This window comes from Hymenobacter sp. APR13 (assembly GCF_000737515.1).
Lineage (GTDB): Bacteria > Bacteroidota > Bacteroidia > Cytophagales > Hymenobacteraceae > Hymenobacter.
This window is the reverse complement of record NZ_CP006587.1, coordinates 4182299-4201422: the sequence shown is the minus strand read 5'-3', so window position 1 is coordinate 4201422 and position 19124 is coordinate 4182299. Positions and strand designations below refer to the sequence as shown.

At 59.9% G+C, this 19124-nt stretch carries 15 protein-coding genes; 7 read left to right on the top strand and 8 right to left on the bottom strand.

Features of this window, described 5'->3' with window-relative positions; all coding sequences use genetic code 11:
* Positions 1-8: 8 nt before the first annotated feature.
* Positions 9-1067 carry a hypothetical protein gene (locus tag N008_RS17505; RefSeq protein ID WP_044017658.1) on the bottom strand — a complete coding sequence of 353 codons (1059 nt, stop codon included), beginning with the start codon at positions 1065-1067 and terminating at the stop codon, positions 9-11.
* Positions 1068-1183: 116 nt separating this feature from the next.
* On the opposite strand from N008_RS17505, the gene N008_RS17500 reads away from it, so the two are divergent.
* Together N008_RS17500 and N008_RS17495 are read left to right on the top strand one after the other, a co-directional pair.
* Positions 1184-2722: a TonB family protein gene (locus tag N008_RS17500; RefSeq protein ID WP_044017657.1), complete on the top strand. Its 1539-nt coding sequence runs from the start codon at positions 1184-1186 to the stop codon at positions 2720-2722.
* 271 nt (positions 2723-2993) lie between these two features.
* Positions 2994-4946, top strand: a complete 1953-nt coding sequence (locus N008_RS17495) for a WG repeat-containing protein (protein WP_044017656.1) — start codon at positions 2994-2996, stop codon at positions 4944-4946.
* Between the two features lie 84 nt (positions 4947-5030).
* Here N008_RS17495 and N008_RS17490 read toward each other — a convergent pair whose 3' ends face one another.
* Positions 5031-5492: a hypothetical protein gene (locus N008_RS17490; RefSeq protein ID WP_044017655.1), complete on the bottom strand. Its 462-nt coding sequence runs from the start codon at positions 5490-5492 to the stop codon at positions 5031-5033.
* A 253-nt stretch (positions 5493-5745) separates the two neighbouring features.
* Here N008_RS17490 and N008_RS23300 point away from each other — a divergent pair, with 253 nt between their 5' ends.
* Positions 5746-5898 (top strand): hypothetical protein, encoded by a 153-nt coding sequence (locus N008_RS23300; protein WP_156109380.1) that lies wholly within the window; start codon positions 5746-5748, stop codon positions 5896-5898.
* Between the two features lie 72 nt (positions 5899-5970).
* Here N008_RS23300 and N008_RS17485 read toward each other — a convergent pair whose 3' ends face one another.
* The 4 genes from N008_RS17485 to N008_RS17470 form a co-directional block, all read right to left on the bottom strand.
* Positions 5971-6297 carry a hypothetical protein gene (locus N008_RS17485; protein WP_044017654.1) on the bottom strand — a complete coding sequence of 109 codons (327 nt, stop codon included), beginning with the start codon at positions 6295-6297 and terminating at the stop codon, positions 5971-5973.
* 8 nt (positions 6298-6305) lie between these two features.
* Complete coding sequence (locus N008_RS17480) at positions 6306-6635, bottom strand: hypothetical protein (protein ID WP_156109379.1); 330 nt, start codon at positions 6633-6635, stop codon at positions 6306-6308.
* Positions 6636-6880: 245 nt separating this feature from the next.
* A complete protein-coding gene (locus tag N008_RS17475) occupies positions 6881-8203 on the bottom strand; it encodes a Y-family DNA polymerase (protein ID WP_044017652.1) in 1323 nt (440 codons plus the stop codon).
* Between the two features lie 373 nt (positions 8204-8576).
* Positions 8577-9044, bottom strand: coding sequence for a LexA family protein (locus N008_RS17470; protein WP_044017651.1), 468 nt, complete (start codon positions 9042-9044; stop codon positions 8577-8579).
* A gap of 237 nt (positions 9045-9281) precedes the next feature.
* Here N008_RS17470 and N008_RS22740 point away from each other — a divergent pair, with 237 nt between their 5' ends.
* Positions 9282-9530: a hypothetical protein gene (locus N008_RS22740; RefSeq protein ID WP_231569736.1), complete on the top strand. Its 249-nt coding sequence runs from the start codon at positions 9282-9284 to the stop codon at positions 9528-9530.
* 305 nt (positions 9531-9835) lie between these two features.
* Here the strand turns inward: N008_RS22740 and N008_RS17460 are convergent, their stop codons facing one another.
* A complete protein-coding gene (locus N008_RS17460) occupies positions 9836-10717 on the bottom strand; it encodes an IS3 family transposase (RefSeq protein ID WP_081910647.1) in 882 nt (293 codons plus the stop codon).
* A complete protein-coding gene (locus N008_RS17455; RefSeq protein WP_044014656.1) occupies positions 10714-11016 on the bottom strand; it encodes a transposase in 303 nt (100 codons plus the stop codon). The genes N008_RS17460 and N008_RS17455 overlap by 4 nt, the downstream gene beginning before the upstream one ends.
* Positions 11017-11625: 609 nt before the next feature.
* Between N008_RS17455 and N008_RS17450 the strand changes: the two genes are divergently transcribed.
* The 3 genes from N008_RS17450 to N008_RS17445 all read left to right on the top strand — a co-directional run bounded on the left by N008_RS17450 (position 11626) and on the right by N008_RS17445 (position 19041).
* Entirely contained in the window at positions 11626-17484 is a 5859-nt protein-coding gene (locus N008_RS17450; RefSeq protein WP_156109378.1) for an AAA family ATPase, read from the top strand.
* Entirely contained in the window at positions 17430-17831 is a 402-nt protein-coding gene (locus tag N008_RS23295; RefSeq protein WP_197062889.1) for a hypothetical protein, read from the top strand. Before N008_RS17450 ends, N008_RS23295 begins: the two co-directional genes overlap by 55 nt.
* 256 nt (positions 17832-18087) lie before the next feature.
* Positions 18088-19041, top strand: coding sequence for a hypothetical protein (locus N008_RS17445; protein ID WP_156109376.1), 954 nt, complete (start codon positions 18088-18090; stop codon positions 19039-19041).
* Positions 19042-19124: the final 83 nt, after the last annotated feature.

The window sequence follows — 19124 nt, the reverse complement described above, 5'->3', positions numbered from 1 at the left end:
TACGGGGCTTAGTAAAAGCGGTAGCGGTAGTAGCGGTTTTCGTCGGGGGTGCCGTCGGGCCGGGTCACCACCTCGCGGGCCAACAAGCCGTCCGGGCGGTAGAAATACGCCGTGACCACGCCGCCACCGCCCAGTTCCTGCGCTACGGTGCTGGTAATGGCCCGGCCCGCGTCGTCGCGCTGGTAGGCGGTGCGGGTGCCGTAGCTGGTTTCCATCAGCAGCTGGCCCTGGCGGTTGTATACTGCCTTGGTGGTGGGCTCCAGCGTGCCCGCAGTGCGCCGGGCCACGTAATCGTGGAGGGTATGAAAGGCATACTGGGAACCCAGCACGTAGCGCATGGCTTCGGGGTGTTTCTCCACGTACTGCTGAATTTCCTGCTCGAAGGTGACCTTGCCCGATTCTACGGTGCGCCCCTTTTCGACGCGGTAGTAGTAGTATTTGGGCTCGCTCGGGCCCCGCTCCGAAAAATGCAGGTAGTCGGCCCGGATGATGCCTTTGCCGAGGGAAAAGTGCCGCTCCAGTTCGATGCGCACCCCTTTCTCGTTGCGGGTTTCAGTGTAGGTGGTGTCGTGGCTGACCCAGGTGCGCCCCCGGGTTTGGGGCTCCCAGAGGCCGGTGTTCACGTTCCAGCGGGTTTTGCCGGCGGCCTCGGTGCCCTCGGCCACGTAGCGGGTGTGCTCCGCGGGTACCCAGGCCAGGTCGGCGCGGCCGGTGTCGGGGCGCGCACCAAGCCGGCTGAAGGAAGTGCCGGCGACGAGCGTACCGGCGGCGTTATATTCCCACTCGCTGCGGTAGGCAATGGCGCGGTTGTAGGCCCGCTCCTGCGCAACGGGGCGCCCCTGGCGGTCAAGCAGTTGATATTCGTTCAGGTGGCGCTCGGTGGTCAGCCGGCCGCTGTAAAAGCCCTCCTGGTCCATGAACACTTCCTTCACGCGGCGCTGGCGGTACAGATCCTGGCGGCGGACGCCGTACACGGGGTCGGTGTTCAGGGCTGAGTCCCAGGTGGCGGGGGCCGCAGCGCCCAGCAGCAGCGCCAGTAGCACAAACGAAAAGGCAGGAATTTTCATGGGCGAACGGCGCGGCGGGTAACGGGTATGGGCAAAGGTATCACCCCCTCCGATTTGCTCCGCATCGGGCCAGTGATTTGGGGCGGTGATAAGGAAATCCAGCCGTAGATTGCAGCATGAAATACGGTATCTGCTCTGCCTGTTCGGCCCCGGTGGTTTCGCTTGCTTTCCTGCTGCTGCCGCTGCCCGGCCTGGTGCCGCCTGCGGCGGCCCAGCAAATGGAAGAGATAGTCGGCGACAAGGTCTACACCTACGTGGAGCAGATGCCCACCATGCCCGGCGAAAACAACACCCAGAGCATCATGGCGGCCATTCAGGAGCGGGCGGTGTACCCGGAGCAGGCGCGCCGCCAAAACCTCCAGGGCCGCGTGTTCGTCTCGTATGTGGTCGGCGCTGATGGCCAGATCAAGGACCTCAAGCTCGTCAAAGGCATCGGTGGAGGCTGCGACGAAGCCGCCCTGGCTGCCGTGAGCCAGCTGCCGCGGATGACGCCCGGCAAACAGAACGGCCGCGCCGTGTCGGTGAGAATGACCGCCGCCGTGAGCTTCCCGGCCGCGGCCGGCGCCCCGAACACCGGCGCCCAGCAACCCGGCACCCATTCGGGCTACAACCGGAGCAACGCCGACGCCCCCACTACTCTCGACGGGGCCCCGGTGTACGCCTACGTGGAGCAGATGCCCACCCTGGCCCCACCCTACGAGAAGGCCAGAGTGCCCGCCGCCATCCTGAAAAACATGGTAGCGCCAGCTGAAGTGCGCAGCGGCAAGTATGAAGGCACCGTGCAGGTCGCGTTTTCCGTGGACGCCCGAGGCACCGTGCGCGACCCCAAAATGGTGCAGGGGCTGTGCGGGCCCTGCGACGAGGCCGTGCTGGCCGCCGCGCGCCAACTGAAGTTTGTGCCCGGCCGGCAAAACGGCCAGCCGGTGTCAGTGTTCATGCGCGTGCCACTGGAGGTAGTGTCGCCTGAGCACGTGTACCCGGCCAACATGTCGGGGATGCGGGCCCGGTACGGGGGCCCGTCGCTCTACGACTACCTGAAGCGCAACATGAAGGTACCCGCCGTGGTTGCGACCGAGAAGCTGCAGGGCCGCCTGCGCGTGGAGTTTGTGGTGCGGCCCGATGGGAAGTTGGATGCCGTGGAGCTGAAAAACCACCTCTGCGCCAGTTGCGACGCCGAGGCCCTGCGCCTGGTGCGCAACTTTCCGGCCTGGAAGCCCGCCCGCAGCAGCGCCGACCAGCCCATCGCCACCCGGCAGCACGTCGACATCCCCATGCCGCTGCCCGACCCCAGCACGCCATTTGCGGAGCCGGCCAACCTGGACAGCTACGCCACGGAAATGCCCACGCTGCTTGACGGCAGCAACGCCTTTGCCGACGCCATCCAGCAGGCCGTACGTATGCCCGACGCCGTGCAGCGCGAAAGCATCAGCGGCCGGGTCTACGCCGAGTACATCATTGACGCCAACGGGTTGATACGCCAGCCGCGCATCACGCGGGGCCTGTGCGTGAGCTGCGACCAGGCCGTGCTCGAGGCCATCACCCGGATTGGCCCCTGCACCCCGGCCCAGCAGAACGGGCAGCCCGTGGCCCTGAAGATGCGCGTGGAAGTGCCCTTCCCGCCCGCGGCTACCCCGGCTCCGGCCAAAGCGAAGTAGCTGAGCTGGCGGCCCGCTGTTGCCTCAGGTGCTTGCTGGCCGGCGCGCGGCAGCCGCCGCACGACGCTGGCTGGCACCTCGGCAGGGCTAAGGCGAAAACGTGCTGGCGTCCCGCAGGGAACCGAGGAATTAAGAGAAACCAAGAACGTAGCTGCTAGTATCCCCCGCTTTTTATCCCGCCCGGTGGGGTGGGCCCAGGCAATACCTTTCTATGTGCTATTCTCAACTCCGGCGAGCCCTGCTCGCACTTAGCGGTCCGGGGGCTTTGTTGTTGGCCCTGCCCATCCAGGCCCAACTGCTGCCCCGGCCGGTCAGCTACGCGCAGCGCGTCACGGCGGCTTCCATTCCGTTTCAGCGCGGCGGGCTCACGGGCCTGATGACGCCGCAGGGCCAGGTGCTCCTAGCGCCGCGCTATCCCAACCCCATCAAGCGCTACTTCCGCGCGCCCTACCTCTGGTACACCACCCAGGCGGGCCCGCTACCCGTAGTCCTGCTAAGCGAGCAAGGCCAGGAGCTGGGGCATTTCAAGACCTTCACGCCGCTGCCCAACGGACTGGTGGCTGCTACCGGCCGGCGCACCATTACCCTCTTCGACTCCGTCGGCCACGTGGTGCGCGTTACGCCGTATGCGTCCATCGAAGCGTGGCACCACGACCTGGCGGTGGTGAAGCTGCCCGATTCGGTGCTGACCAGCAAGCCCCCGAGCGGAACGCGGTACGCCCAACGGGATGACGTCTATTATCTGCCGGGTCTGCTGGGCCTCATGAATGGTAACGGTCAGAAAGTGCTTACGCCCACCTTTACCGAGGTTGGGGCGTTCTGGCAGGGCTACGCGCCGGTGGCCACTGCCGGCCGGCGCCAGGGCGTCATCAACCGCCGGGGGCAGACAAGCTGGCTCAGCCCGGCCCACACCGATACCCTTTCTCTGGCCTATTTAGGAGGATTCTGGCTGGGCCGTACCAGGGGCCGGCAGCAGGTGGGAGCCGTGGACGTGCACGACCGGGTGGTGGTGCCTTTCGGCAAGTACCAGGAGATTACACGCCGCCAATCGGACCCCTACATTGCCGTGATGCAGCGCGCCCGGGTGGGCACGGCGCCCAATGCGAAATGGGTGGCGCGCTGGGGCCTGCTTGATACCACATTCCGGGAAATCACGCCGCCGCTCTACGAAAGCCTCACGCAGCACGGCCGCTGGACGGTGGTAGAGATGCCTCCGCTGGGGCCCGACCAGATACCGCAGCGCGGCGCGCTCTACCAGGGCCAGCTGGTGATACCGGCCCGCCATCCGCAGGTGTACACCACCGGTGACGGGCGCTATGCTTTGGCGCTGGAAGTCGGCCGCGACCCGGTAACCCAGCAAGCTACGTCCCAGTACGTGTGCTACGGGCCGCAGGGGCGCACCGGCATGGCTGTTGTTTCCCTGCAGGCCCCGGCATACCTCGGCCATGATATCTTCTCTTACCAGAGCTCCTACGAGACGCGGCCCCAGCTGATACTGGCCAACGGCCAGAAGCCCTTCAACGAAGAGATTACGGGGGTTTCAAGCGCGTACGGCGGGCGCTACTACCAGGTGCGCACGGCCACCAAAGCGGGGCTGCTGGATACGACCGGCCGCTGGGCCGTGCCCCTTAACGCGGCGTATGACGAGGTGCTGCCTCACCAGCCCGATTCGCTGTTCTACGTTAGGAAAAACAAGCTGGAAGGCCTGATAACGGCTACGGGCGAGGTGGTGGTGCCGATCGAGTACAGCCGTATTTACGATGGTCCGGGCCGCACCTTCCTTGGCACGAAGCCTGACGGCCAGCTGGTGCTGGGTCGCCAGGGCCGCGTGCGAACCATCCTACCCGACTACAGGGCCCAGGGAAAGTTAGTGTACAAGCTGGAAGTGCCGGCCCCGGGCCTGGCGCTGCTGCATTGGCGGACCCAACCGGCAACTGCGCCGCTGCCGCCAACCCCATTGACCACCAACGCCCGGGGGCTGCTGCTCGTGAACGAGCAAGGCCAGCAGCTGCTGCCCGCTGGCGTAACCCAGGTGGGGCCCGCCAGCAACGGGGTGGTCTGGGTGTTCAACGGCACTGCTTACGCGGTTCTGGATTATCAGGGCAAGCTGCTCACGCCGTTCAAGTACACCGACGTGCAGCCCTTTTTCCGGGGCATTACCACTGCCACCACTCAGGGGAAAGTGGTCTGGCTTGACTGCTTCGGCAAGGAGTACGTGGAATAGCGGCCCGCGGAGCGGCGGGGAAAGTGAGCAGGCCCTGCGCGAGAAATGGGCTTGCTTCCCTGGCCTGCACAAGGGCCTGTGGTGCTAGGAGCTAGCAGGGGCAGTTGCCGTGACGCTTCCTGCACCTCGGGCTGGCGAAGTGAGGAGGGCGGCGTGTAAATGGTCAAGTTGAGCCTGGTCGTAACCGGCTTTCGGGTCTAATACCGCGACCGATCTGCCGCGGTAGTGAAGCGCCAAAGCGTAGTATTTGGCACTGCGCAGACCGCCGCGCGCCTGGTAGCGAGCAGTGAGGCTTTCCAAGGGGAAAGTGCGGGTGGAGGAACCGAACCAGCGGCTGTAGCTAACCGTCAGGGTGCGGAAGTGCTCGGACAGGACAACGACTTCTACCTGGGTGCGCCCGGCATAGTGCGCCCCCAGTACGAGCAGCAGCACGGCCGGTAGGAAAGCAGCCCCGCCGGTGGCGAAAGCCAGCCCCAGGGCGACAGCTCCCATCAGCAGCCCTGCCACCCGCCACCCGCTGGTAGATTGTTGATTCTCTAAACGCATACGACACCAAGAAGGAGCGGATGAATAAACGACAGTTAGGGTTAAAGGTAGCTGTCACCAACGCGTATCGGGCTACCTTGCGGTGGTTTGGCCCCCACTCTATCCTGTTGGTATGCTTGCGAAAGCCCCTCTAGTTACCAGAATACTGCTTGGGCTGGCCTGCTGCGGCTGGCCGCTTATCAGCTGGGCGGGCGGGTCAGACGCCGAGGTTGCCAGTGCCTGGCTATTAAACGCCTTCCTGCTGGTAGTGGCGGTGTTCCTGCTCTTAGTGGCTGGCGCCTTTGCCACCCGGCTCCTCGTCTGGCCCCGCCTGGCCAGCCTACCGGGCATCATAGCTGTGCTGCTGCTGGCCGGCTTCCTGCTCTTCGTGCTGTGGGTAGTGCTGTTGCTGTTGCCCCACAAGTAGTCCGAGGCGGTAGTCAGCCCGTTCCCTACAGCACTATTTTGTTTTTACAGCGCAGGCCGGGACCGACAGAGGTTACGGCTTCGGCGCCTTGATGAAGATCAGGGTATTGAGATACGCGGCCGTATTCAGGGTGCCCTGCAGTACGTAGCCTTCCTGATAGAGGCTGGTTATAAGCTGCTGGTACGTTTCCGCCGCGCTTACCAGATTCTTGTCATTAACCCCGGTCGCCACATCCAGAATAGTTGACTGTTGTTTGCCACGGCTTACCACTATGCGCGCTGATCCGGCGGCAGCTTCGTAAGTACGTATCACAACCACCTCTGCTCCGGTGGTCTGCGCCAGTACGGGTGCGCTGCCCAACAGCAGCAGGCAGCCCAGAAGATAGAATCGTTTTTTCATGAGCAGGGTCAGGGCTTGGGAGCTTTAACAAAAATGAAGGTGGAGGAAGCTTCCAGATCGGAGTGGGTCATCGTTTGCAGCACGTAGCCTTCACCCATGAGCTTCATCACCACCTGCTGATAAGCGGCGGCCGTGGAGCGGATACCCTTGTCGTTCAACCCACTCTGGTATTCGATTTCCTCTACACTATCCTTGCTACGATAGATAATCAGGCGGCTATTCGCCCCACTCCTTTCGAGGCTGCGCACAATGATTACAGATGGGTCCTCTCCAACAGCCCACGAGGGTGAACTGCTCAGCACCAGCAGGCAGCTCATAGCACAGAATAGTTTTTTCATCGAGGACGAAAGTAGCAACCTTCTCTTCCCTCACTACCATATAGTGCCTATCAAATTACCCGTTAACTCTTTCTGCTGGGCAAACAGCTGTTATCTTCTCTTCTCCGGTGAAATGAGCGTGGTCACGTTATCAGGTTCGTAGAGGGGCCAAACAGCAGCTAAATCCCCCAGTAGGCCAGAATGAAGATGGTAGGGCTATAGGGCTCTTTTATCGGGCCGTTAGGCATCAGGTAGTTGAGTGCTGCTTACGAAACCACCATCAAATCCTCCAGCCGGGTGGTGAAAGCCGGGCTGCGGTATCGGGCGTTGCCCTGCCAGGGGGCGGGCTGGCCGGCCGGGGTGACCGTGGCGGCGGGGCGCACGGTGCCGCGGCCGAACTGGCGGTTGAGGGCGTCGAGGGTGTGCATGAGCTGTTGGGCGCGCACGTCGGACAGGGAGTTGGCAGCTGGTGACGAAGCGGGGGCGAACAGGCTCAGCTGTTGACCGCGGCCGGGCGGCTCGAGGCCGTCGAGCACTACGCCGGCCTTGGCGTAGACGCGGCCGGGCTCGTAAAGTCGCTCCAGCATCCGGCGGGCGTAGGCCAGCAGCTGGAGCGTGTCGGAGGTGGGGCCGCCGGGCAGGGTGAGCGTGGTGGAGCGGGTGTAGGGCGGCGGTACGCGGGTATCGTAGCGGTCCTGGCTGAGGTAGACGGTGAGGATGTGGGCCTGGTCGCCCTGGATGCGCAGCTTTTCGGCGGCGCGGCTCAGGTAGGTGGCGACGGCGCCCCACAGATCGGCGAAGGTGGCCAGGCGCTGGCCGAAGGAGCGGGAACAGCTGATGCTTTTCCGGGACAGGGTGCCGTCTTCGGAGGGCAGCAGGCCGTGGCAGGGCTGGCCCAGCAGCTCCTGCACCAGCCGCCAGCCCACCACTCCCCCGAGATGCTTGCGGGCCCAGGCCTCGGACGCCTGACTTAGCTGCCAGGCCGTGTGGATGCCATGGGCGGCAAGCCGGCCGGCGTACTGGTAGCCGATGCCCCAGACGTCGGCCACGGGCAGGGCGCGCAGGGCCCGCTCGCGGCGGCTGGCGGTATCGAGGCGCAGGATACCGTGCAGCTCGGGGTGCTTCTTGGCCAGACGGTTGGCCACCTTGGCCAGCGTTTTGGTGGGGGCCACGCCTACGCAGGTGGGGATGCCGGTGCAGGCCAGCACGTCGCGGCGCAGGGACTGGACGCGGGAGTCGAGCGTGCCGCACCAAGTGGTGAGGCCGTGCAGGTCGAGGAATGCCTCGTCGATGCTGTACACTTCCACCGCGGGGACGTGGGCCGCCAGCCGGGCCATGACGCGGCGGCTCATGTCGCCGTAGAGGGCGTAGTTGGAGCTCAGGGCGTGGCCCTGGTGCTGCTGCAGCAGCTCGCGCACTTCGAAGAACGGGGCGCCCATGGTAATGCCCAGCTGCTTGGCCTCGGGGGAGCGGCTCACCACCGCGCCGTCGTTGTTGCTGAGCACCACCACGGGGCGATTATCGAGCCGGGGCTGAAAAACCCGCTCGCAGCTGACATAGAAATTGTTGCAGTCGACGAGGCCGTACATGGGTAGTTGTTAGTGCTTAGGGCTTAGGGCTTAGGGCTTAGGGCTTAGGGCTTAGGGCTTGGGGCTTAGTGCTTGGGGCTTAGGGCTTGGGGCTTAGGGCTTGGGGCTTAGTGCTTGGGGCTTAGGGCTTGGGGCTTAGTGCTTGGGGCTTAGGGCTTGGGGCTTAGTGCTTGGGGCTTAGTGCTTGGGGCTTAGTGCTTGGGCTTAGGGCTTGGGGCTTAGTGCTTGGGGCTTAGGGCTTGGGGCTTAGTGCTTGGGGCTTAGTGCTTGGGGCTTAGGGCTTGGGGCTTAGTGCTTGGGCGCAACGAAGCGGTAGAGATGCTTCGGCAAGCTCAGCATGACGTTCAGAGCATGACGTTCTGGTGCAGGCTCTCTAATCCCGGCTACGGAGCAGGGCGGTGAGCTTGCCGGGGATGAGCTCGTGCACGACATGGGTGACCACGCCCCAGATGCGCAGGTTGTCGGGCTCGGTGATGCAGTAGTCGGGGTAAGCGGGGTTTTCGGCCTGCAGCCACCAGGCGGTGCCGCGGCGCACCAGGCGCTTGACGGTGCACTCCCCTTCCAGCACGGCAACCACAATGTGGTTGTGGTCGGCTTCGAGGTGCTTGTCGACGGCCAGCAGGTCGCCGGCGTGGATTTCCGCGCCCTGCATGCTCTCGCCCGACACCCGGATGAGGTAGGTAGCTTCGGGGTGGCGGAACAGGATGCGGTTCAGGTCGAAGAGCTCCTCCAGCTCGTCGGAGGCCGGCGACGGGAAGCCGGCGGGCACCAGAGAGGCAAAGACGGGCAGCCACAGCGTGGTGGTCGGCTCGCCGACTTCAATGAGTTCAATGGTCGTCATGCAGGGTGGTTAGCTATATCGGGCACAGCAAGTATACTAAAATAATTAGTAGCTTGTTTGTATACTAGCGCCGAGCTTCCGCCGGCACCCGACTCTTCGATGGCAGAGCATACGTTGGCAAACTGCTGTATAACTACAGAATACCGCCAGGCAGCTACCGGCAGCCGTTTGCCTGCTTACCCGATTGGCTTACAAACTTACACTAACATAAATAGCAAAAGCAGTATAAAGCAATTCGTGCCAGATCAGGAACTGCTCCGGGAAGTTTTCGGGGCCTATATGGCCAGGGGGCTGCGGTTCGAGGTGATGCCGGAGCTTTTTGAGGGGACATGCCTGCTGCAGGTGCAGCTTTCGGCGGGCAGCACCGTCGCGCCCCTGCTGCCGCTGCCGGCGGCTCAGATGCAGACGCCGGAAGCGGCGCGGCAGTGGCTGGAGCAACTGCGAGATGTGGAGCTGGTGACGTTTACGCGGGGGATGGTGGGGTGAGCTTTGCAGCACGTTCTATGGCTTATGCGCTGTGCTGATAGCCTCTCCTACCCTGCCCTATTTGGTTCTGGGCGGGTCTGCGGCGGTATCTTCAGTAGTGGTGGAACCGGATGCGCCGCTAGGTCAGGCCGACGAGCGGATGGTGGCAGAGATGCGGGACATTGTGTGGGGTGAGGGGACGCGGTTTCACTGTAGGAATGCTAAGCTCAAAGCAAATAGCCTCGACTGGCCTGGCCGAGGCTGTCTTATTTATATCAAAGCGGTAACAACCACGATTATATTGAGAAGGAATTGAGGTGGTCTAGCTAAGCCGAACACAATTGGGACGTTGTTTGAAGTTGGGTTTCGAAGTGGTTGGGCGAGTGATAGCCGAGAGCAGAATGTCGGCGTTCGGCGTTGTAATAGGCAATATGGTGGCTGATTTCGAGCTTGGCTTCGGCCAGGCCGGGGAAGCTGCCGCCGTCGAGCAGTTCAGCCTTGAAGCGGCTCCAAAACGATTCGGCGTGGGCGTTGTCGTAGCAGTTGCCGCGCCGGCTCATGCTTTGCAGTGCGCCGTGTTGGGCGACCAGGGCTTTGAAGCGGGTAGCCGTGTACTGGCTGCCCTGGTCGGAGTGCACGACCAGTCCAGCCGCGGGCCGGCGCACGACCAGGGCCCGGCGCAAGGCCTCGCTGACCAAGTCCTCGGGCATGGTATCGCGCACGTCCCAGCCCACGATTTTGCGCGAGCAGCGGTCGAGCCAGATGGCTAAGTACAGCCAGCCGCCGCCCTGGCGGGGCAAGTACGTGATGTCGCCCACCCAGACCCGGTTCGGGGCGGTGGGGGCCGGTTGGCCGAGTAAGCGGTTGGGGGCGGCGCGCACGGCCGGGTCGGAATCGGTGGTGCGGGGCACGAACGAGCGGGGCTGCTGGGCGCGCAAGCCGTGCGCTTTGAGCACGCGCCGAATGCGCCAACGGCCCACGCCATGGCCTTCGGCCTGCACCTCGGCCCGCAGCCGGCGCGTACCGTAGCGCTGGCTGTGGCGTACAAATGCTTGGCGTACGGCTACTTGCCAGGCCGGCTCGGGTACAGGTTGGCCCTGCTGCCGGTGCCAGGCGTAGTATGCGCTGGGCGCGATGTGCAACACGCGGCAGAGCTGGCGTACGGGCACCCGCACCTGGCACTGGGCGATGTATCGGTACGTACTCACGGGGTCGGCTGGCCGAAGATGACCAAGGCTTTTTTTAAAATATCCAGCTCCTGCGCCAGCCGCTTGTTGGCGGCGCGCAGAGCACGCACCTCCGGGTCACGGGCCACTTCGACGCTGCCGACCTCGGCCACCACTTGGGCCTGCTGCCAGCGGTAGAGCAGCTTGGGGCTGATGCCCAACTCGCGGGCTGCGGCTTGCGTACTGCGGCTCTCGGACGCCAAGCGCAGGGCCTCGACCTTGAACGCCTCGTCGTATTTACGCCGTTTGTCGGGCGACGACCCGCTGGTTTTTGCTGCCATAACAGAAGAAATATACGTCCTTCTTCTGTCCGCCTTCTCTAGACCACCTCAGCTGAATGTGCAACGTACTTGCCATAGTAAAGGAAAAGTACGTCCGAACTCTGTCCACGTCAACTAGACCACCTCATATTTATGACGACAGAAAGAAGCATATATTGGCACGTCAAGCCTACCTGTCGTCGACAATTGATGAAATCAACCAATAGCGTTGACATTATTTTCCACTCATTGTCAATAACATAGAACATAAACCTGTATCAATCCTGGCTTTCATACAGTCATTTTCAACCTTTATCACATTGAGCTATGCATACTCTATTAGCACTGATTTAGAGTCTGTAAAGGCGCTCATCACCAAATCTTTTTTGGTTGCAAAATACCAACGAGAGCATCTTTGGACTCTTATCCGATTGCGCGAACCGCTGGGTCATCGGCTGAAATTCCAACATTCCCGCCATACCCCCCAGGAGTTTTACTGCCGTCAGCCTGTGGTTGTCGACGCCTTATGAGAGAATAACTGGGACTTATAACCTTTCTCTCACTTACTCAGCAAAGAGCTTCCGCTTTTCTAAAGCCCTGAACCCTCTGGGCTAAGATTTATTTAACTGTATGTCGTTTACTGCTCCCCAAACGGTACTAGGCCGGATTCTACCCAAAATACGTTTACAGATAAGTCAGCAAGCATTATCACATGATAAAGCTGGATTTGAGGCATTGCTGCGCAAAAATGGGTTATACAAAGCCTGGGGGTCCAAATCCTTGGTAGACAAAGGGAAAATGCTGGCGGACTTCGCCTGTTTTGATCCTAGTGTATGCCGTAAAATTCTGCAGATTTGGTTTACACGGAATACCAAGCTGAAGCAAAGCGTATGGGACGCACTTGTCTTAGCCGGTTATGAGCCAGTAGTGCCCGACTTTAAAAATCAGGGCAGTGACATGACCCTTCAAACTTTGAGAGCGGCTGATGTCAAGGCAAAGGAAGACCAAAGCTACTTTGCTCCAAGTGGAGTCCAGAGTGACACACCCGAACATTCTACCCTAATGGCTTATCTACTCGGGTGGTCTGTATCCGAGCCCGAGCCTGATACATCCAAGCAGGAGCCAGTTGAAGAACAGCCACTCGATGAGGTAACTACGGACGCTCTGTTATCCCACCAACCAATAGCCCCAACACCTGTAGCGGGAAGCGATGTACTAGTGACAGTTCCACTTAAGGCAGAAGATGGCTTAACGCCCGCCTGGGATAAGGACTGGGATACACAGGCGCAGCATATCACTACGCGGATGGCCACATTGGCCGAACAAGTCGAGGAAGCGGCCCTTCTCCTGAGGCGTGGAGAGTGGCCCGTTTTAGACAGCATTGTTCATTCGGCAGTTGAACTCCGGGCAGACACTCTGGGGCTGAGTGCTCTGATTGGATTACAACAAGAAGTAGACAACCTATCTCCCCCCGCTTCATTAACGGCTATTCGTACGCACATACAGCAGCGTCAAGTGGCCTGGGAGAATATTCAGCAGCAGCAGCATTCTGCCCAGGCTCAACGCCATGCGGCCTTGGAGATACTAACGGCCATTCAGTGCATACAGCATAAAACGATAGACTCATTCGGGGCATTGCCAGCCCTACACCAGCAGGCCGCGACGTTGGCCGCTCAGATTATTGCCGCTGACGTACTGGCCCCGATAAGTGAGCAGGAAGAATTAACGACTCAGGCACACCCGTTGGCGCACTTTCTGCACCTGATTCGCCACCAAGATGGCTACAGTCAGTTAGGTGAGGAAGATGAGCAGTTGCACCAAGCACAGGATTTCCTTGACGGACTGGGCGGTAGAGCCTTAACATCAGCCTGGTCAAGAGGTAATCTGATCGAACGTACGCCCGACGCTCAGCAGCCAGCTTCTGCTCCCTTGGCAGATATTCCACTATCGGAACAGTTCCCCCCCGCCACGGACACCGAAAAAGAATCCGGTGCTGATGCAGCACAGGAAGACATTGCTGGTAGCCCACAGGATGAACAATGGAACAGTCCGGAACCAGCTGACACCATTGCCGATGCACCCGTACTGCCCGTTGAAGAGCAGTCCATAGCTCCTACGGAGGCGGCGGAAACCAGACTGCCAGTACACTCATCCGCTAGCAAAATTGAGCTAGAAGGCAATTCTGTTGAGGAACAGGACGAACAGGTGCCGGCTGAACTTTCACGTCCCTCACGCTCAGTGAGAACAACCGTTCGTGCCACTTCTACCCTACCTGATGCTGATGAGGTAACCCGGCGGCAATGGGCAATGATTGAGCGGGGTGATACCTCACTGGCGTTTCAGTTGGCCCGGTACATGGAGGATCAACGAGGTAATGCGACTACCATCCTGCCGAGCTGGCTGCTGCGCAGCGTTCTGCTTGGCCCCCACGTTCGGTTAGCGTATGGCCGGCTGGCTTCCCTTCTGACAGATGACGGAATCCGGTTTGAGGAAACTGCTTTACAGGAAACGGCCAACGAGCAAACAGGAGCCCGCCACCTACTGGCGTGGGCAGCGGCTTTGCGGCCCGCCCTGGCAGCACCTGCTACAACGTTAGGTTACTGGTTGAGTCTGGGAGGCGTACCAAGATTACCAGACCTAAGCGAACTTGCCAACCGCATTGCGCAACGTCAAAGTATTGCCCCGCTCGACGAGGTGTTGCTGGGCACGATTCAGACGCAGCAACAATGGGAGGAGCAGTTACGTGAGTGGCAGGATTCGCTGCAGGAGTGGGAGCGGCAGCAGGAACAAGCGAAATTTCGGCAAAGCATCTCCAATGATATTGTGCAGTTCTGGAAGTCCTGCTGGCAGGAGGGGCGGCCAGTAGCCATTGTGTTGGCAGGACTTGCCTCGGAGACGCCTGATCACTCCGCGCTGCTGGACAGTTTAGCAGTTCTGCGTGAGCGGAGCGGATTGCGGGATGAGGTCAAGCGGTCCAAGATTGATTATTCGGCCCACATTCAAAACAACACGGACGCCCAGCGTTGGCTCGATGAGCGTGTGCAAACGTTGGCGGACCTTGTTCGGCAGCACCAGGAATTGTGGCATCGTCAGCCGGCTAATAGCCGCTACAAAGATTCACGCTACGATGACCAAGAGCTGGTTACCTACTTGCATAAGCAGCTTCCCTTGGTGCTGCAGGAGTTGGACAGAGAAAAAGTGCGCCTAGCCGAAGACCCAGATGCAAACCAGCCTTGGCGAGTAGCCCTAATGGTGTGCGAGCAGACGTTAACCCATCTGCATGGCTGGCTTCAGCATCCTGAAACTGCTGTGGAGGAAATGCCTTCTAAATACTGGCTGGGCCAAGCGTTGTTACGGCTGCCCACTCTCATGTTAGACGTCGACTGGGAACCTGCACAATACGATGATGCCCTCGGTGTACAGCTGTGGGAACTGACAGCCCAGCCGGATCGAACTGATTGGGCTAAAGTGTACCAGGATGCTATTCACGAAACGCAGGAGCAACGAGGGGCAAACCACCTCGCAACGGCGCGTCTGCTGGCACTGGCAGAGGCTGCTATGAGTCCTTCTTTTGGTCATCCGGTTGACTTGGGACAGGATCTGCAGGAATTGCGCAGCAACCGCACCGCAGACTTACGACAGCAGTCCCGGGACTTACAACGAGCTATTGCCGGAGCAGAACGCGAATTGGTGCGGGGCAGACGCTATGGCTACCTGAATGAGGTAGTGGAGGAAAACGCGCGCCAAGAAATAGAAAGACTGCGCCAGATCAGCCAAACCCAAAGCGAGCTGGAGGAGGATTTTATCTTTGACTATCGTTCCCACCATCAGGCAGTGCGGATGCTACAGGAGCATCTGCGTGATATGCGCGAGCAGGCTATCGTAACACGGACAGCCTCAGTAGAACAGCAGTTGCAGGAATTACTGACGCCCCCCAGCGATGAGGACCAGTCAAAGGTACGGGTGGCACTCCAGCAGGGCCGACTGGCGTTAGCAGACGATTACCTAGCCCAGTTAAGAGACGGCCGGGACCTAGTACCGCATGACGCAACCCCGTCCATACCCTGCATGGCACAGTTGCGGCTGCGCGTGCAGCAGCTGCAGGAGCTCCAGCAACAAAAACCAGTAGCTATAGAACGCCAACTGCAACAGGAGCCCCTGTTGCCGGACGGTTTACCACTCACAACATCACCAGGCGGGGCATCGGCTTACGCTCACTGGATTGAGGTAAAGCAGACGCGCACTCTACAGGGGGAAGTGAGCAGAAGCAGCTTCCGACACTTGCTGGAATATGTGGGCTTTGAGGTGGAAAACGTGAGTAAACCAACGGGGCTTGACCGGACCAGCCATCAGTATCTGGACCTGCATACCAGCATTCTACACGAACGGCAGCAATCACCCATTGGGCGCTTTGGCTCCGAAGCGAAAGGCCACTACCGGGTTCTGTGCCTATGGACGGCACCTGAACCGGTTGAACTGAGCCGATTGGTTGGCAAATGCTCGAACCGGGACAGTGCCGTGCTGGTCTTTTTATTTGCCCCGCTGCCCTGGCGGAAGCGCGAAGAACTGGGTTTATACTGTCGGCGCGAGGGGCATACTTTTCTGGTGTTCGACGAGTTGTTCCTACTCTACCTGCTCACTTATGCAGAGCCCACCCAGCGGCTGGGGCTGTTTTTCCGCCTGCAACTACCCTTTATCCAGTACAATCCCTACCTGGTCAGTGGTAAGATTCCTTCGGAAATGTTTTACGGCCGTGAGGATGAAAAACGGCGGCTAGTAAGCCATCAAACGGACGGGGCCATCATCATATACGGTGGCCGACAGCTTGGTAAAACGATGCTGCTACACCAAGCCGTGCGTGAAAACCACCGACCGACGGAGGAGCATTACGTCGTGTTTCTGGACATTTACCAGCTAGGCCGAGATATTAAAGAAGTCAGCCGTATCGGCTACGAACTGATGCAACTGTGCAAGGCTCAAAAAATCGGGACCTGGCCGACTACTTGGCGGGAGAATTTAACCCTGCGGCGGTTTTTGGATCACCTGACCGATTGGGTGCTGAGCGAAAATTCCCGCCGGCTGCTGATTCTGCTGGATGAGGCAGACGAATTGCTCGAACAGGATGCCGCGAATGACTTTGCGGTGGTTAGTGAGTTTCGTAATGCCATGCAGAAGACCGAGTTGCGCCTGAAAGTCGTTTTCTCAGGTCTGCACAACGTACAGCGAACCCTTAATCTTCCCAATCAGCCGCTGGTGCAACTGGGCAAGCCTATGAACATTGGCCCGCTGGCGCCTGAGCAGGGCATTGACTTAGTGCGCACGCCGCTGGAAAGCATGGGGTTTTGCTTCGGCCAAATCGACGATACCGGTACCTATCAGGCAACGGATGCGCTCATTGACCAGATTGCGGTTGAAACCAATTACTATCCCAGCTTGATTCAGATTTTCTGCCATCGGCTGCTGGAAGGGCTGTATAAGCGTCAACAACGACAGCAGGCGCTGCTTACGCAAATCACTGAAGATGATGTGCAGCGAGCTTCACAGGATGCCCGCGACGAAATCAAGAACCGTTTCAACCTAACGCTGGACCTGAACCCGCGCTACCGGCTGCTGGCCTACATCATTGCGGATTTTACCACGCAGGCGGCTGGTCCCGTGGCAACGCTGCGGGGACTGTTGCCGGGTGAGGTGCGTGAGTGGGCCCTGGAATACTGGCCGGCCGGCTGGAAGATCCGCCATGAGGAGAGCTATTTTAAGGCCCTACTCGACGAGATGGTGGAACTGGGTGTACTAGAAAAGAGCACCACAGGGCAGGAAAGCCGTCATTATCGGCTGCGTACCGCCAACGTAAGGGCTCTGCTGGGCACTCCGGAGGAAATCCGCCATGTGCTGAGCAAGTTTGAAACCGAGTTACCGAATGCTGGCTATATGCCCAGCATAGTACATGCTGACTTTCCAGGCGCGAAGTCTGCGCATCATAATTTCCGCGGCCCTCTCACGGTTGAAACTGTTCGTCGACTGGACGGAGAAGCGGGCGTAAGCATCGTGTGCGGAACCAGAGCAGCGGGCCTGGAGCTGGTAGAAGAATTTCTGTCTCGCCGGTTTAAGGGGCGGTATGAGTTGGTAGAAAACTCAACTACGCAGTTTGCCCAGCTGGAAACCTGCCTGGAAAAATACCTGACGGATAAAACTGCCCAAACGGTACAGGTGGTGCTGGTAAAAGGCAACTGCACCGGTAAGCTGATCGAGCAAACCCTAAAAGCCGTGCTCCCCAGCAAAAAGCATAAGGCAAAACGACCTGTGCACGTGGTGTTTGAAATGGACCCGGATACCGTACGGCGCTTTCTGTCAGCGGACATTACACTGGAGCGACTGCAGACGGCAGGGGTAGAAATTATTCCGCTGACTCCGTGGGAGCCGGCAGCGGTGAAGGATTGGCAGCACAAGGAAATGATAGCGGACAGCCACTGGAAAAAGTCGTCTCGGTAACGGGGGGCTGGCATCTACTGCTGCACGATTTCTATCAACTGGAAAAGGAGAGCCAACAGCCGGAGACCCATTTGCGCCGCATCAGCGAGAATGTAGAATCGACCCAGTATCGGGAGTTATTCCACGTATCATCCATGTGGCCCTTTTTGCGGGAACTGGCCCGTAGCTGGCAGCTAGAACCCTTCGGTCTGGAGGAAGCTGAGGTTGCTAATAGTGACGCTCTGTCCCTGGATGATTTACAACGGGAACTGCGCTGGGCGGAACTCCTGCGGCTTATCCAACCGCGCCCCGAGGGACGTTATCAGTTTGACCCGGTGGTAGCTAAGGTTCTGGCTCATGGCACTTGAATGGTGGCAGATGCCCGGTCCCGCGACCCTGATACAGCAAGTATTGGATGATTTAGAAAGCGGCCAATGCGTGGTGGTAGGCCTGCCGGAATACGCTCCCACAGAATTCCGGCAGGCCTTGGCCAAGGCAGCCGATCTGGCCCGAATTTCCCGCGACTGGTACAGCCTCCCCACTCCCCCGCTACCAGGGCAACCGTGGCTAACCTGGTTGTGGGAGCAATGGCATGGGACTGAGGGAGAGGCATGCCCGCCCCACATGACGACGGCGCAATTGCTGGCCAAGCCGTTTGACCGCGCCGGTGGCATCTGGGAGCTGCCCGACGTATCCGGCTGCGCACCTGCTGAATGGCTGAAGTTTTTGCAGAATTACCAGCAAGCACTCCAGCAAGTAAGCCGGCTGCACCGCAATGTGCTGCTTGTGGTTGTGGAGGATTCATTCGGCCTGACCCAGCTGCCCCGGCGTAACCAACCGCAACTCGCCTTTCACCGCTATCAACAGCAACTTACCCAGCTGGATATGCTCTTGTTTTTGAGCAGGGTGGCTCCGAAAGCAGACAGTGCCATTGAGAGGGAATTATATATTCACACAGTTGCGGCGCTGTTTCCCGCAGATGCCGAATGTGCCTTGGCCCTCCTTCAGGAAATGCCCTTAACTCCCGAGCAGATAACGGAGTTTCTGGAAGCCCGGCAACGAGAACGTAGCTGGTGTTCCACCACCGAACTACCAGCTACCAACTCAGACGACGCATGGTCTCGGGGTGTAGATTGTTATGTGGATAGTAGGCCCATCCGGCACATCTGCGCGCCGGCTGTGGCCTCGCTGGCCGCGTGTGTGCGGCAAGCACAATGGCTGGCCCAAGTGCGGGTATTATTGCCATGGATAGAGCAGCAACGATGGCAATTGCTGCACAATACCGAACTGCGGCACTACCTGCGGACCCAACTGCAGGAAACTCCTTATGAGAAAAAATTTGGCGAAGAGCCCAACATGCGCGTCGTTAAAGTATCGGATCCTGACCGGCTGGAGCCAGCGCAAATGCTTTACGTTTTACAACGGCGACATAGACCGAGAGAGGGTGCCACAACTTATCTAAAGAGCACTAAACTGCACCGGAAGCTGGAAACCCTGTTGGAATGCCGGAATGAAATAAGCCACCTCTCACCCTTGTCAGAAAACCAGATTGTAAGCTTGCTGACCGTTGGGGAATAGCAGCGACCGGGTGGGCAACGGCCCCGTTTTGCCAGGATGTTAATTCCAGCAGAACGGGGCCGTGGACTTATTGAGGTGGCGGC

Bases quoted from the DNA above. Each gene is read 5' to 3' on its own strand.
- N008_RS17475 (WP_044017652.1), bottom strand. From the start codon at position 8,203: ATGTACGGCCTCGTCGACTGCAACAATTTCTATGTCAGCTGCGAGCGG.
- N008_RS17480 (WP_156109379.1), bottom strand. From the start codon at position 6,635: ATGAAAAAACTATTCTGTGCTATGAGCTGCCTGCTGGTGCTGAGCAGT.
- N008_RS17455 (WP_044014656.1), bottom strand. From the start codon at position 11,016: ATGGCAGCAAAAACCAGCGGGTCGTCGCCCGACAAACGGCGTAAATAC.
- N008_RS17470 (WP_044017651.1), bottom strand. From the start codon at position 9,044: ATGACGACCATTGAACTCATTGAAGTCGGCGAGCCGACCACCACGCTG.
- N008_RS17490 (WP_044017655.1), bottom strand. From the start codon at position 5,492: ATGCGTTTAGAGAATCAACAATCTACCAGCGGGTGGCGGGTGGCAGGG.
- N008_RS17485 (WP_044017654.1), bottom strand. From the start codon at position 6,297: ATGAAAAAACGATTCTATCTTCTGGGCTGCCTGCTGCTGTTGGGCAGC.
- N008_RS17450 (WP_156109378.1), top strand. From the start codon at position 11,626: ATGTCGTTTACTGCTCCCCAAACGGTACTAGGCCGGATTCTACCCAAA.
- N008_RS17500 (WP_044017657.1), top strand. From the start codon at position 1,184: ATGAAATACGGTATCTGCTCTGCCTGTTCGGCCCCGGTGGTTTCGCTT.
- N008_RS17505 (WP_044017658.1), bottom strand. From the start codon at position 1,067: ATGAAAATTCCTGCCTTTTCGTTTGTGCTACTGGCGCTGCTGCTGGGC.
- N008_RS17445 (WP_156109376.1), top strand. From the start codon at position 18,088: ATGACGACGGCGCAATTGCTGGCCAAGCCGTTTGACCGCGCCGGTGGC.